This is a genomic window from Paenibacillus xylanexedens (assembly GCF_017874615.1).
Classification (GTDB): domain Bacteria; phylum Bacillota; class Bacilli; order Paenibacillales; family Paenibacillaceae; genus Paenibacillus; species Paenibacillus xylanexedens.
In genome coordinates this window covers 1-13,993 of the sequence record NZ_JAGIKV010000023.1, presented here as the reverse complement: position 1 = coordinate 13,993, position 13,993 = coordinate 1, and the positions used below count along the sequence as shown (strand labels likewise).

Below are 13,993 nucleotides of genomic sequence, written 5' to 3'. Positions count from 1 at the left end.
AATGTATGTACTCCTCCTTGGTTGTATAGACTCATGAGCTATACAATACAACTTGCTGGAGAACAGAGATGTAAGGCATCTTACAAGTGGGGGGTGATTTTCCGAAGGGTAGCGATTTCGTCACGATGAAGGGAGACTGATTTGAATCCGGTACGAATACGGCCAGCTTTTGCCAAGTCTTGCATGACAATCGTAACCGATTCCCGTGTGGCTCCCGCCATCCAGGCAATCTCCTGATGGGTAAGCCCGAGTTGAATCCGGTAGTACTCATCTTCTTGGATGCATCCCATCTGTTCAGCCAGCCGGAAGAGATTATGTATCACCTTTTCATGCAGGCTTCCGAGTGCGAGCGTCTGTGTCAACTCGCTCATTCGTTTGATCCGCTCGCTTAGTACGTTCATCAGTCTCATCATAAATTCCGGATGTTCAATCAGAAACTGTTCAAATCGTTGTTTGTTCATCAGGCAAATATCACACTCCTCCATCGTTTCGATATAAACGGCACGTGTTCCGAGTGAGATTCCGTTCATTTCTCCAAACACGTTACCTTCCGTCAAAATATCGAGAGTGAACTGCTTGCCCTCCGGATTTAATGTATATAAACGAACCTTTCCCCGTTTTACAAAATAGAAACCTTCTGTAAACGTATCGGGTGTCTGGATCTGTCTGTTTTTGGCTATGGTCGTAATAGAAGTCATCCCATCCATTTCAATCAGGTCTGCCTCGGATAAGGAGGACATGAGGTCGAATTGTGATAAATACAGAATTTTATCCATAGAACTCCTTTCCATTACAATATGAATATAAAAAAAGAAGAACCCACGAAAAACAACGGGTTCTCTTGCAGCGGGACTTCCTGATCGGAAGGTCTTCTGACTATAAATGATCGAATGCCATTTTGATTATAGTAACTTTTTTAATTGAGAGACGCGTCCTTGGCTAATGCCAAGCTTTTCCGCAATTTGCTGTTGAGCCAAACCGGGATTCTGTTCAACAATTTCTTTCATCTGTTGCAGCATGCGTGCCGTCTTTGGCCGCAGGTCCGGGTATTCTTGGTTGTCAGCAGCGGTCCCTTCTTCCCTAGCGGGAGATGAGACGGAGGCGGATTTGGAAGCAGGACGCTCCACGGGTGCAGGAGCCTGTTTGTTCTGAGGTACGAACCAGTTGGGAGAGTCATCCGGGTGTTTTAATTGAATTGCACAAGTCCGGCAGATGAATTGTTCTTTGAAATACATTTGTGTATCCATGTCACCGCAAAAAATACATAATGTTGATTTGTACTTTCTTAAAATCAACTCTTTCCCTTCAATGAAAAACTCAAGCGGATCGCCGATATGGATTTCCATCGTATCCCGCATTTCTTTGGGAAGGACAATTCGTCCAAGACGGTCCAGAGATCTCTTCATTCCGGTTCTTTTCATCGCATCTCCCCCGCAATATTCACAATTAAAACCTGTCCTTATTGTAAGGAAGAAAGGGCTTTAATACAACAATAATATTTCAAAAAAGTGGGATAATGCCATCTATTATGGGAAAATAAGTTTGGAAAGCACGGGTGCAACGGCTAAAGTGAACAATGCAGCGAGCACCATGGAGATGCTGGAGATGGTACCGGTCAGGGAACTCAGTTCAAACGCCTTGGATGTCCCTGTGCCGTGGGCACCGGTTCCAAACAGTGTGCCTCGTGCAATCTCCCCATCAATGCGCAGCATTTTGACGATCGAAGGTCCCATAATCACCCCGAGCAGGCCTGTCATAATAACAAAAACAGCTGTCACTGCGGGTATGCCACCGATGGTAGCCGAAACGTTCATGGCAATGGGTGTAGTAATGGAGCGCGGGATCAAGCTGTGGACTAGCCCTGAATCCAGGCGCAACCATTTGGCGAGCAGGGCAGAAGAGAGTACCGCAACGACCGAACCGGTCATGACACTGAAGACAATCTCGGAAATATGTTTTTTGAGTACATGGAAAAAGGTATAGAGCGGTACGGCAAAAGCCACGGTGGCCGGTTGAAGCAGCAGACTCAGCCATTTGCCACCACTACTATAAGTGGTATAATCCGTTCCCGTTGCGAGCAATATGCCAACGACGAGGAGCGGCGTAATGAGCAGTGGAGACAGATATACTTTCGGCAGATTGCGATATATTCGTTTGGTAACCCAATAAATACCGACGGTTAACAACAGGCAGAGGAATCCAATCATCCGGTGTGACGCTCCTTTCGTTTCGCAATTCGTGTAGCAACCAGGCCTGTGCAGGACATGACCAGGAATGTACTAAGAAGTACGATGAATAAAATTTGCAATCCGTCATGCTCTAACATGGGCATATAGTTCATGATGCCAACGGCTGACGGGATAAAAAATAACAGTAGTTCACCGAGCAGCCAGGCAGCTCCAACTTCAATCCAGCGCAGCTTCACGACACGAGTCTGAAGCAGAATGAATAATACAACCATACCGATTATTGAACCGGGTACAGGAAGATGGAGAGTGCGGGCCAGCAGGTCCATGAGCAGTGAAAAAACCATTAAGAGCGCAACTTGTGCAATACCGAGGCCCCATTTTTTCACTTCAATCCCTCCTTGTATAATCAACGTAATCGTTTAAGTTATTATGAAAATGAAAATGATTCATTTAATATCACAAATTTTACATGGCATTCTTTCATGAGTAAAATGCATATTAAGAATGTTTACTATTCCATTTGTCTATGAGAGGTGGGGATCAAGCGATGGATATCCGCCATTTGCAATATTTTCTGGAAGTTGCCCGGCAGCAGAGCTTCACAAAAGCCGCTGAAGTTCTGTATATCACCCAACCTACGATCAGCAAGACGGTCAAGAGTCTTGAAGAGGAATTGGGTATCACGTTGTTGGACCGCTATGGCAAGAAAGTTGAACTAACCGATGCAGGTCATGTGTTTTTTCGTCAGGCACTTGAGATTGAAAAATCATTCCGCAGTCTGTCATCCGAATTGGACGACCTGATGAACTTGAAGAAAGGCCATCTGCGGATTGGCTTGCCGCCGATGGTGGGGTCAAGCTTTTTCCCCATGATCATTGGTGAATTTCACAAAGCCTACCCGCAGGTGACCATTCAGCTGTTTGAGGATGGTGCCAAAAAAGTGGAGGCCGATGTGATCAGTGGTGCATTGGATATCGGTGTTGCCGTACTGCCAACTGTGGATGAGCTGTTGGATCATTTTGTGTTTGTGAAAGAGAAGCTGAACTTGCTTGTACACCCTTCACATCCACTTGCGGGGAAAGAGTCGGTTGCACTGCACGAACTGGAAAACGACGCCTTTGTACTGTTTCGGGAAGATTTTGCGTTGCATGACCGGATTATCGTGGCTTGTCAGCATGCGGGGTTCCAGCCCCGGGTGGTATATGAGAGCTCCCAGTGGGATCTGCTCAGCGCGATGGTTGCCGCCAATCTGGGGGTAGCCTTACTGCCGGAAACGATTTGTCGTGAGGTGGACCATATGCGTGTACGCATCATACCCGTGGTGGAACCGGTAATTCCATGGCAGCTCGGTATGATCTGGCGGAAGGACCGCTATCTGTCTTTTGCCACGAGAGAGTGGATTGGATTCACTCAGTCGATGCTGGGTGAGTAAGGGAAGCGATCGGAGGGTTATTCTGTCATTGTAGTGCCCAGTGTAAATACTCTTTTGTTGACCCCGGATCGTTGTTACAATGGAAGCATAATCATGATGGAGGTGTACGAACATGAAACTGCGGGTATCCGCTGTACAATACCAATTGCACACAATCAGCTCGTTTGAGCAGTTCGCCGCTCAGGCTGAGCATTACATACGGACAGCGAACGAATACGGAACCGAATTTGTGCTGTTCCCGGAATTTTTCACAACGCAGTTAATGTCCATTGGGGACAAACAAGGCAATGCACTGACAATTGAGGATCTGCCGAACTTTACGGAGCAATATGAACAACTGTTCACATCACTTGCTGCCAAATACGGTATGCACGTTATCGGGGGAACCCACGTCATTCGCCGTGAAGGGAAGCTGTATAATACAGCCCATATGTTCTACCCGGATGGTCGTATCGCGCGGCAGGACAAGATCCACATTACACCAACCGAAGTCCAGGAATGGAATATGGCTCCCGGAGATGGACTTGATGTGTTCGACACCGATAAAGGCCGTATTGCCATGCTGACCTGTTACGATATTGAATTCCCGGAAATTGTACGGATGGCTAAAGCCAAAGGCGCTGACGTGATTTTCTGTCCTTCCTGCACGGACGATCGTCACGGGTTCTACCGTGTGCGTTATACGAGTCATGCCCGCGCGGTGGAGAATCAGGTGTATGTTGTATTAACCGGAACAGTGGGTAACTTGCCGACCGTTGATTTCATGCGTGCCAACTACGGACAGGCTGCAATTATTACGCCGAATGATATCCCATTTCCGCCACGTGGCATTCTGGCCGAGGGTGAGATTAACAACGATATGATTGTGACCGCCGATCTGGATCTGGATTTGCTGTATGAGGTACGTGAACGTGGATCGGTAACGACCTGGCGTGACCGCCGGACCGATCTATATACCGATTGGGAGTAGCGAACTGCTTTTATAACCGAAAAGGACAAAGGAACTTTTATTAGAATTCATTTTGTCAGTGGAAAGGGGGGACCCGGCAACATGTATACCAAAGAAATGCTGATCACCGACCCGGAGCGAAGTGGCAAAAGGGTAAAAGTAGTCGTTCGCAATTATGTTGCATCCGACTTTGAGGAACTCATTCGCATTCAGGCGGAGAGTTTCCCTCCTCCTTATCCGGAAGAACTGCTCTGGAGTCACGAGCAGCTCACCAGTCATGTGCAGCATTACCCGGAGGGTGCCATCTGTATTGAAGTGGATGGAGAGTTGGCTGGCTCAATGACTTCGCTACGGATGCAGTGGGACCCTGCACATCCAGCAAGTCATACCTGGGCCAAAGTAACGGATGACGGATATATTCGTAACCACCAGCCAGATGGCAACACGCTGTATATTGTGGATCTCTGTGTTCGTCCAAAGTATCGCAAGTGGGGACTGGCTCAGCTTATGATGCAGGCGATGTACCACCTTGTCATCGCTCAGGGGATGGATCGGTTACTAGGTGCGGGTAGAATGCCCGGTTATCACCTGGTTGCAGACCAACTGTCTGCGCAGGAATATCTGGATCAGGTAGCAGCGGGAGAGAGACGTGACCCGGTGATATCGTTCCTGCTTCGCTGTGGCCGCATGCCTGTTGGTGTGACCGCAGACTATCTGGACGATGAGGAATCCTGCAACTATGCAGCCCTGATGGAGTGGCAGAATCCGTTCAGATAAAGAAATGTTAAATGAAATACATTATCAATCGAGGGGGTATTTATTCATGGAATTCACGCGCATTACATCCATTAAAGATCCATTGTTTGCCCAAATGCACAAGTTGATGCAGGAGATTTTCCCGCGGGAAGAAGTGCTGGACTTCCCCCTGTGGGAAGAACCCCTGGAAGATCCGGGTATTCGGGTGTTCGTGGCTGTGCATGAGGGACAGGTTGTTGGAGCGACAGAGTACCGTTATTACGAGGATTGGAACGTAGCCATGACGGACTTTACGATTATTGGGCGCGAAGGACTGGGGATCGGCAGTTTCCTGGCGAATCACCGCAAGCGTGATCTGCAAAAGCTGGCTGCAGCAAACGGGAAAGAATTGTTCGGCATGTTTGCCGAAATCTATAACCCTTATCTGAGTCAGGATCACGAGTTTGGCGGCATCAAGCCGATGGACCCGTATGTGCGTCGCGAAGTGCTGTCTCATCTGGGATATCAGCGTCTGGACTTCCCATATGTTCATCCATCTTGGCAAGGTGACGGTGAAGCGGTTGGCGGCTTGGACCTGTGCTTCATGCCAGGCGATGAGTCGCTCGGTGAACTGCCAGCAAGCCTGGTGGCTGATTTCCTGAATCGATATTATGCTGTGCTTCCTAACAAACCGCAGGAATGGCTTGCCATGGTAGAGCAATTGACTGCTCGCAAGTCGGTTGCGCTACTGCCGTTGTAATCATATGAACGACCCGAGCCCGGACTAACAGGGTTCGGGTCTTTTTTTGTTTATTTTTCAGAATAAACAAGATAGTATTTTCTTTTGTATGGGATATGTTACCATAAATATGGAAGATATGTGTTTCTATTCATTATTATTAAGGGGGGGATTAGATGAGAAAAAGCAGAATCTTGTTGATATGGATACTCGCTTTATTTTTAACAGCCTGTAATTCGAGTGACGATGCTTCACTACCAGATGTACAGGAGAAGGAACGCAAGGATGCCATAAATACCGAACAAATGCGGAAGGAAAATGAACTGCTGAAGGAGCAGGTACGGAACAACCAGAAGAAAAAAGATGAAAAAGACGCAAAAGAGCAAGAAGAAATAGAAAGTTTAAGAGAAACGCTGAACATAACGTTTAAACTGATGGCGGCGATGCAATCCAATAACTATACATATCTTGAATCGGTGTCTTCTCCGAACATAGAAATATCGCAGCAGAACAATATCATTATTTCGAAACTGGAACAGGGGGATTACGAAGTCCCTTTTCTGCATAACGTTAGCCTGAATAATTTGGAGTACCGTGGATTTAATCCTCTGGATTCAGATCGTGTCATGTTACATATGGCTACAGTATGGTCTGATGGAAACGGTGCATTGGATTTCTATTTCATTCGTTCTGAGGAAGGCAACTGGCTCTTTGATGGTCTGCTCACGAATGGATGAGTTCGAGTGAAAAGATTCAATTATTGTGTAGCTTTTCGATCCGGTAACTGGCTCAAATAACTGTTGGACAAGTGCGCAAGATCCAATGCCCGATCATATTGTTCCTTCGTTATAAACCGTGAAGAGGGCACCACACTGTTATTGGGCGTGGCGATAGTTGGAAATTCCTCATCTCCCGAAATCTTCGTCGTATCTTCTGACGGAACATTCATCTGCTGTTGCCCTTCATCCTGTCTGCCCGCATCAGCTAGGGAATAATGTGTTCCGTCCCCGTATCCTTTCGCCGGTATGAAGAGAGAAGCATCGTTTAGCACTGACCCGGAAGGAAGGTAATAACGTTCGGGTAGGAGATTTCCGCCTTCGTGTAACAAATCCTGTCCGAAGTGTAATTGGTCCTTCAGTGATACTCCGGTGAGTCCGGCAATCGTTGGCAGAATGTCCACCTGGCCTCCGATCTGTTCCAGTTGTACACTCGGGGTAACGCCCGGGGCCGAGATAATGAGTGGAATATTAATCATATCTGCTGATGTGTATTCCCGACCATACAACTCTTTCATAAGGACTTCGTCATCCCGATCCAGTGAGTAGATGGGAAGCCCCAGGTGATCCCCGTACAAGACGAACAAGCTATTTTCCCATAATCCTCGTTCTTTCAATCCAGCAATCAACTGTCCAACTGCCTCATCCGCATAATACTGTGATATCAAATAATCACCGGGCAACGTATCCTTGTAACGCTCTGGCAGCGTCAGCTTCACTTTGTTTTTAGGTAAAGTGTACGGGTGGTGGGCTGACATGGAGTTGATATGGGCATAGAAGGGATCACCCGAAGACTGCATGGATTCCAGCTTATCCAGTGTTTTGGAATACAGAACCTCGTCCGAGGCCGAAAAGGCGATAGAGTCCTGTGTGCCGAAATAATCAATATCATAATACTGGTCGAATCCAAGTGCCTTGTATATCTGATCCCGATTCCAGAAACGAACATCATTTGTATGGAATGTAGCTGTCTGATATCCGTTTGCTGACATCAATTTGGGTAGACTCGGCAGAGCTTTATCCGCATATACAGTCGTTGCTGCCCCGTTCGGTGGGGTGTAGAACGATGTGTTCACAACAAATTCTGCATCTGATGTATTTCCCTGTCCCACTTGCTGATAGAAGTTCGGAAAATACAGGCTCTGTCTAGCCAATTGATTCAGATTAGGCGTAATCTCTTGTCCATCTACCTCTAATCCAATCAGAAAGTTCTGGAACGATTCCAACTGGAGCATAATCACATTGCGTCCGTTCGCGGCACCCTTCTCCACAATCGCAGGAAGTTCGGTCGTTTGTTTCAGTTGGTCGATGTCAGTCTGATCAATGTGAGCGATGGGCACAGGTTTATCAGGTCGATCCAGGATGGTATACGCCTCGTAACCGAGGATGCCCATCTGTTCTGCTTGTGTAAGCTCACTCATGCTGGCCCGATTGGGATAGATGTTAAGCATGCACAGGATCATGGACAAGGTCAGTATGACCGAGGCAACCCTTCTTCTGGCACGTCGTTCAAGCGGAATGCGGTTCGGACGTTCTGTACTCCCGAGCTTGATCCGACGACGAATGAGTATCCCCCCGATAATCAGAACGTCTGCAAAAATAAACAAATAATAGGGGTCGAGCAAAGAAAACATGCTGCTCTTGACCGAGGTCACCTGATTCACCTGTGCCAACGCGTGATAGTTAACGATTACGCCATAGTATTTGTAGTACATGATGGCTGCAAAGAAAATCCCTGAGAGCAGCAAATTCATGGCAAGGTATATCCACATTCGCCGCTTGGCAGCAAACCACTCAATTAGACAGAAGCCGATCCAGATGAGCGGCAATTCGGTCAGCAGTGGTTTCCAGACAGGGATGTCATCGAAGATAACAATCCAGGCCAGTGAACTTTTGATCATCATGATAATGGTAAAGAATATAAACGGTCCGCTTAGAAATCGGGTGAGTGAACTGCGTGACAAGGTACCGCCTTCCCTTCCGAAGTTTCATTTAACAAGTATTATCCTATCTGAGCATGGCTGTGTCAAAAATGAGAGCCTTCTACAATTGACGGCAAAAAACCTCTTCCATGCAGGAAGAGGTTTGAAAAAACATGGGCCACTGTGATAAAAGCCAGATGCGACCCAATTTCGTTATTCTATAGTGTACGTTGTGACGTAAGAAGGTCTGGGGAACATGGTAGGCTTCTGTGCGGTCAGCCCTTCGCTAGTACTGCGGTTACGGTGAGCGTGACTATAAGCTTGGGATTCCTGCCAGCCTTTGAAGTTTTCTTCCGACTGCCAGAGTGTAAGTACGACATATGTGTCATCCTTCAGAGGACGAAGCACACGAATACCAACAAAGCCAGGCTCGTCTTCTACCTTGCGGGCACGGTTCTTGAACCGTTCTTCGAAGTCGTTACGACCATCCTCTGTGACAGGGATATTGTTGAGAACAGCGTAACCTCCGCCAGTCCAGGAGCCTGCGGCATCAAAAGCTTCATATGCGGCTATTTTATCATCAGACTCGATATTCATCAGGCGTTCTGCGGATTCAATAGCCAGACGCACGTGCTCTTCGCTTCGCAAAGTCAGATGCGGGTATGCAGCAAGTGCATCCGGAATCGGTGAAGGAACCAAATAGATATACATAGAAGCTGCCTCCTTATTTAACTTATATATCTCAACATAGCATATGGGATTGTGCGAGTCCAATCAGCGAGTCAACTGGTTTGAGTACGTCTTTTCATGATAAAGTATAATCACTACAAACAGAACGGGTGATCGTATGACAACAACAATTCGGATATCGGTTAGACCTTTGGTGGAGTATGTGTACCGCAGCGGCAGCATACGTCCAGGGTTCCGGACCAATGCCTCGATGCAAGAGGGAACTCGAATTCACCAGCGGGTACAGAAGGAGTACACGGAAGAGGATCTGAAAGAGATTGTGCTCGAAGCTGAGATTCAACATGGGGATCTGACCTATGTGGTGGAGGGACGATGTGATGGCCTGATCCGGTTGGAGGGTCAGTTGACGGTGGATGAGATCAAATCAACTGCGGGCAATCTGGATGATCTGGGCGAGGGGCTTCCCGTGCATTGGGCGCAGGCCATGATGTATGCCTACATGTACGCCGTTCAGCAAGATGAACCACGCATGCAAGTGCAGTTGACGTATGTGCATTCGGTAACCCATGAAGAAAGACGGTTTCGCCGAATGGCAGAGCGACAGGAACTGGAGCAGTTTGCGGCAGAAGTGATTGCCGGTTATGCGCCATATGCAGAGATGATCGCTGCATATGAAGAAAAGCGTGATATCAGTGTGAAAGAGCTGCCGTTTCCTTTTCGCAAATACCGGGAGGGGCAACGGAAGCTGGTAGGAGCCGTATACAAGACAATCCGTGAGGGTCAGGGATTGATGGCCAAAGCACCAACAGGCATTGGTAAAACGATGTCCGTGCTGTTCCCCACGGTCAAAGCGATTGGCGAAGGCGAAGCGAGCCGATTGTTCTATCTGACCGCGAGGACGACGACACGGGTGGCGGCAGAAGAAGCTTTTGCCCGGATGCAATCGGAAGGATTGAAGATGCATGTGATCAGTCTGACCGCGAAGGACAAGATATGTTTTAAAGAAGAGGAAGCTTGTGATACGGGGCAATGCGGCATGTGTGAAGGATATTATGACCGTATTAACGAGGCCGTGCTGGACATGCTGGAACATGAGACGTTGATGACACGTCCGGTCATCGAGCAGTATGCGCGCAAACATCGGGTGTGTCCGTTTGAGTTTTCCCTGGATGCGGCGTATGCAGCCGATGCGGTGATCTGCGATTATAACTATATTTTCGATCCAAGGATCTCTCTGAAAAGAATGTTGGAGGAGCAGAAACGCAAGACGGTGTTACTGGTGGACGAGGCGCATAATCTGGTCGATCGTGGCCGAATGATGTTTTCCGCCGAGCTGGAGAAGGCAGTATTTCTGGATGTGAAAAGAGAGTTTCAGTCGCTGGACAGCAGTGTGCCTGCTGCCAAAGCCATTGTTGACTACACCGGGGCCATTGATAAGTATCTGATTACCCTTCGTAAAAACGGTGGAGAAGAAGGAAAGATCATCCAGCAGGAAGCACCGGAGGAACTGATTGAACGACTGGAACCTTTTGTCATGGTTGCGGAGCAATGTCTTGTTGAAGGTGGCTCGGGGAATGCCGAGACGGATCAGCTGCTGTTGGATGCCTACTTCACGGCACAGAATTTCCTGCGTATTGCCAAGCTGTATGATGAACGTTTTATTACGTATGCAGAGTGTGTTCGAAGTGAAGTGAGAGTGAAGTTATTTTGTCTCGATCCTTCGGTACTGCTTCGTCAGACGGCCAAAGGATTCCGCTCCCTCATTCATTTCTCGGCCACATTGTCACCCCTTCGCTATTATCGGGATATGCTGGGTGCAGAGGAAGAGGATTATACATTGCAGATTCCATCTCCATTTCAGCGCGAACAATTGGATGTGAGACTCCTGCCCTTATCCGTGCGTTATAAGGACAGGGAGCAATCCCGGCGCCCCATTGCGGAGATGCTGCAACAGCTGGTAAGTGAGTGGCCGCGCAGCAATTTAATGGTCTTCTTCCCTTCTTATCCTTATATGCGGGAGATATACGAAACCTATGCACAGCTGCCAAGTGAAGCGGATACGGTCATACAAAAGCAAGGCATGAACGAACTGGAACGGGAGCAGTTTTTGGATGGATTTCAGCCGAATCCTGAACGAACACGCTTGGTATTTGCCGTTATGGGTGGTGTATTCTCGGAAGGTGTCGATCTGCCGGGAGACCGCTTGAATGGCGTCGTTGTGGTAGGTGCGGGGCTGCCGCAGATTGGTCTGGAGAACAACGTATTACGTGATTACTATGATCGGACAGGACGCAACGGATTCAATTACGCCTATATTTTCCCGGGTATGAACAAGGTGCTGCAAGCGGGTGGACGGCTGATTCGGACGGAGGAAGACAGGGGTGTGTTGGTGCTGGTCGACGATCGTTTTATCCAGGAACCTTATCGTTCCCTGTTGCCCGAGGAGTGGCGGGACTATAAACGAATTTGAATATGATGCATTTCCACAGCAATTTCAATGGAATCAGGCAAATGCTGAACCAAGAAGTTTAACATTTTTCTCAGATTTCTTTCCTTTATATGATTGAAGGGTAGGGTGAAAGGGTTATAACTTGGTTAGCAACGAACGAACAACGGCGATTACCCTATCCGTTCCGCGGTCCGCTTCGAAAGCAATCAAGGAGGTCGGTTATAATGAAGAGAAATCATACCATGATGCAGTTTTTTGAATGGCACCTGGCTGCAGACGGAGATCATTGGAAGCGACTGGCTGAAATGGCCCCGGAATTGAAAGCCAAAGGCATTGATACGGTATGGGTGCCTCCTGTGACCAAAGCCGTATCAGCTGAGGATACAGGTTATGGTGTATATGATCTGTATGATTTGGGTGAATTTGACCAGAAGGGTACCGTACGCACCAAATATGGCACCAAGCAGGAACTGATAGAGGCCATTGCTGAGTGTCAGAAGAACGGAATCGCCGTCTATGTGGATCTGGTTATGAATCACAAGGCCGGAGCAGATGAGACGGAAGTTTTTAAAGTGATTGAGGTTGATCCCAATGATCGAACGAAGGAAATTTCTGAGCCGTTCGAAATTGAGGGCTGGACCAAATTTACATTCCCGGGTCGCGGGGATCAATACTCCTCTTTTAAATGGAACTCTGAACACTTCAATGGCACGGACTTTGATGCCAGGGAAGAACGAACAGGTGTATTCCGCATCGCAGGAGAGAATAAAAAATGGAATGAGAATGTCGATGATGAGTTTGGCAACTATGACTATCTGATGTTCGCCAATATAGATTATAACCACCCGGATGTTCGGCGCGAGATGATCGATTGGGGGAAATGGCTGATCGATACCCTCCAGTGTGGTGGGTTCCGGCTGGATGCGATTAAGCATATCAACCACGAATTCATCAAGGAGTTCGCAGCAGAGATGATCCGCAAACGCGGTCAGGATTTCTACATCGTAGGTGAGTTCTGGAACTCGAACCTGGATGCATGTCGTGAATTCCTTGATACGGTAGACTATCAGATCGACCTGTTTGATGTGTCTCTTCACTACAAGTTGCATGAGGCTTCGCTTAAAGGCAGAGACTTTGATCTTTCCAAAATTTTTGATGACACCTTGGTGCAGACCCATCCTACCCATGCGGTAACTTTTGTAGATAATCATGACTCCCAACCTCATGAGGCGTTAGAATCATGGATTGGTGACTGGTTTAAGCCGAGCGCCTATGCGTTGACGCTATTACGCCGCGATGGTTATCCGGTTGTATTTTACGGGGATTATTATGGCATTGGTGGTCCTGAACCTGTGGATGGCAAAAAAGAAATTCTGGACATTCTGCTGTCTGCCCGTTGCAACAAGGCGTATGGAGAGCAGGAAGATTACTTCGATCACGCGAATACCATCGGCTGGGTACGTCGTGGCGTAGAGGAAATCGAAGGTTCCGGTTGTGCAGTGGTCATCTCCAACGGGGATGACGGTGAGAAGAGAATGTTCATCGGTGAGCATCGTGCTGGTGAAGTCTGGGTGGATCTGACGAAGAGCTGTGATGATCAGATTACCATTGAGGAAGACGGATGGGCCACCTTCCATGTGTGCGGTGGAGGCGTCTCGGTATGGGCCCTTCCTGAACAGAATGAGGACTGCGCTGACGTTGAGTAACGGCATGTGCCAGGCAATATAATAAAAGATACACGGATTGATATGAAAACAGTATACCGACCGTATAAAAACAGTATATATAGATCGTTGAATCACCTGAACAGGAGAGCATGCATGCCTGTGTTCAGGTGGTTTTTTGCATTTTTCTAGGTACAACTAAAACTCCATCCTAACGAACTCAACACGCCTTATTTGCACTGAATTAGCGTTATTGGAATTCTAACGAATCTCAGTAACCTTATTACTCTCAAAAACGATTGAAATAGCGCCAATTGGAGGAACATCACCAGATTAACGTGTTTGAGATTCGCTGCTATGAACGTTTTTGTCAAGCCCATCACAAAATGCTGCTTTTCGCCGAAGCCCTAAGCGCGGGAGTCCATATGCGAGCGACGGTTGGCACGCT

Annotated in this window: 13 protein-coding genes; 7 read left to right on the top strand and 6 right to left on the bottom strand. The window is 47.7% G+C overall.

The genetic code is table 11. The features are described from left to right. Nucleotides 1-80: 80 nt before the first annotated feature. The 4 genes from J2Z28_RS24475 to J2Z28_RS24460 form a co-directional block, all read right to left on the bottom strand. Entirely contained in the window at nt 81-776 is a 696-nt protein-coding gene (locus J2Z28_RS24475; protein ID WP_211084644.1) for a Crp/Fnr family transcriptional regulator, read from the bottom strand. Between the two features lie 126 nt (nt 777-902). Next, entirely contained in the window at nt 903-1,421 is a 519-nt protein-coding gene (locus tag J2Z28_RS24470; RefSeq protein ID WP_211084643.1) for an AbrB/MazE/SpoVT family DNA-binding domain-containing protein, read from the bottom strand. A 105-nt stretch (nt 1,422-1,526) separates the two neighbouring features. Then, nucleotides 1,527-2,207: a CidB/LrgB family autolysis modulator gene (locus J2Z28_RS24465; RefSeq protein WP_211084642.1), complete on the bottom strand. Its 681-nt coding sequence runs from the start codon at nt 2,205-2,207 to the stop codon at nt 1,527-1,529. Further along, entirely contained in the window at nt 2,204-2,575 is a 372-nt protein-coding gene (locus tag J2Z28_RS24460; RefSeq protein ID WP_211084641.1) for a CidA/LrgA family protein, read from the bottom strand. Before J2Z28_RS24460 ends, J2Z28_RS24465 begins: the two co-directional genes overlap by 4 nt. Nucleotides 2,576-2,736: 161 nt before the next feature. On the opposite strand from J2Z28_RS24460, the gene cidR reads away from it, so the two are divergent. The 5 genes from cidR to J2Z28_RS24435 all read left to right on the top strand — a co-directional run bounded on the left by cidR (nt 2,737) and on the right by J2Z28_RS24435 (nt 6,781). After that, nucleotides 2,737-3,621 carry a cidABC operon transcriptional activator CidR gene (gene cidR, locus J2Z28_RS24455; protein ID WP_047840818.1) on the top strand — a complete coding sequence of 295 codons (885 nt, stop codon included), beginning with the start codon at nt 2,737-2,739 and terminating at the stop codon, nt 3,619-3,621. Nucleotides 3,622-3,733: 112 nt separating this feature from the next. Further along, nucleotides 3,734-4,591 carry a carbon-nitrogen hydrolase family protein gene (locus J2Z28_RS24450; protein WP_211084640.1) on the top strand — a complete coding sequence of 286 codons (858 nt, stop codon included), beginning with the start codon at nt 3,734-3,736 and terminating at the stop codon, nt 4,589-4,591. 81 nt (nt 4,592-4,672) lie between these two features. Continuing rightward, complete coding sequence (locus J2Z28_RS24445; RefSeq protein WP_211084639.1) at nt 4,673-5,347, top strand: GNAT family N-acetyltransferase; 675 nt, start codon at nt 4,673-4,675, stop codon at nt 5,345-5,347. 46 nt (nt 5,348-5,393) lie between these two features. After that, entirely contained in the window at nt 5,394-6,065 is a 672-nt protein-coding gene (locus J2Z28_RS24440) for a hypothetical protein (protein WP_047840815.1), read from the top strand. A 155-nt stretch (nt 6,066-6,220) separates the two neighbouring features. Further along, nucleotides 6,221-6,781 carry a hypothetical protein gene (locus J2Z28_RS24435; protein ID WP_211084638.1) on the top strand — a complete coding sequence of 187 codons (561 nt, stop codon included), beginning with the start codon at nt 6,221-6,223 and terminating at the stop codon, nt 6,779-6,781. 20 nt (nt 6,782-6,801) lie between these two features. Here J2Z28_RS24435 and J2Z28_RS24430 read toward each other — a convergent pair whose 3' ends face one another. Together J2Z28_RS24430 and J2Z28_RS31560 are read right to left on the bottom strand one after the other, a co-directional pair. Then, nucleotides 6,802-8,724, bottom strand: a complete 1,923-nt coding sequence (locus J2Z28_RS24430; protein ID WP_211084701.1) for an LTA synthase family protein — start codon at nt 8,722-8,724, stop codon at nt 6,802-6,804. Between the two features lie 231 nt (nt 8,725-8,955). After that, on the bottom strand, nt 8,956-9,453 hold the full coding sequence (locus J2Z28_RS31560; RefSeq protein WP_211084637.1) for an antibiotic biosynthesis monooxygenase family protein: 498 nt from the start codon (nt 9,451-9,453) through the stop codon (nt 8,956-8,958). A gap of 136 nt (nt 9,454-9,589) precedes the next feature. Between J2Z28_RS31560 and J2Z28_RS24420 the strand changes: the two genes are divergently transcribed. Together J2Z28_RS24420 and J2Z28_RS24415 are read left to right on the top strand one after the other, a co-directional pair. Further along, nucleotides 9,590-11,902 carry an ATP-dependent DNA helicase gene (locus J2Z28_RS24420; protein WP_211084636.1) on the top strand — a complete coding sequence of 771 codons (2,313 nt, stop codon included), beginning with the start codon at nt 9,590-9,592 and terminating at the stop codon, nt 11,900-11,902. Between the two features lie 203 nt (nt 11,903-12,105). After that, on the top strand, nt 12,106-13,587 hold the full coding sequence (locus tag J2Z28_RS24415; RefSeq protein WP_211084635.1) for an alpha-amylase: 1,482 nt from the start codon (nt 12,106-12,108) through the stop codon (nt 13,585-13,587). Nucleotides 13,588-13,993 lie beyond the last annotated feature (406 nt).

Coding starts and splice junctions, on each gene's coding strand:
- J2Z28_RS24450 (WP_211084640.1), top strand. CDS start 3,734: ATGAAACTGCGGGTATCCGCTGTACAATACCAATTGCACACAATCAGC.
- J2Z28_RS24435 (WP_211084638.1), top strand. CDS start 6,221: ATGAGAAAAAGCAGAATCTTGTTGATATGGATACTCGCTTTATTTTTA.
- J2Z28_RS24465 (WP_211084642.1), bottom strand. CDS start 2,207: ATGATTGGATTCCTCTGCCTGTTGTTAACCGTCGGTATTTATTGGGTT.
- J2Z28_RS31560 (WP_211084637.1), bottom strand. CDS start 9,453: ATGTATATCTATTTGGTTCCTTCACCGATTCCGGATGCACTTGCTGCA.
- J2Z28_RS24470 (WP_211084643.1), bottom strand. CDS start 1,421: ATGAAAAGAACCGGAATGAAGAGATCTCTGGACCGTCTTGGACGAATT.
- cidR (WP_047840818.1), top strand. CDS start 2,737: ATGGATATCCGCCATTTGCAATATTTTCTGGAAGTTGCCCGGCAGCAG.
- J2Z28_RS24475 (WP_211084644.1), bottom strand. CDS start 776: ATGGATAAAATTCTGTATTTATCACAATTCGACCTCATGTCCTCCTTA.
- J2Z28_RS24415 (WP_211084635.1), top strand. CDS start 12,106: ATGAAGAGAAATCATACCATGATGCAGTTTTTTGAATGGCACCTGGCT.
- J2Z28_RS24420 (WP_211084636.1), top strand. CDS start 9,590: ATGACAACAACAATTCGGATATCGGTTAGACCTTTGGTGGAGTATGTG.
- J2Z28_RS24430 (WP_211084701.1), bottom strand. CDS start 8,724: ATGATGATCAAAAGTTCACTGGCCTGGATTGTTATCTTCGATGACATC.
- J2Z28_RS24445 (WP_211084639.1), top strand. CDS start 4,673: ATGTATACCAAAGAAATGCTGATCACCGACCCGGAGCGAAGTGGCAAA.
- J2Z28_RS24440 (WP_047840815.1), top strand. CDS start 5,394: ATGGAATTCACGCGCATTACATCCATTAAAGATCCATTGTTTGCCCAA.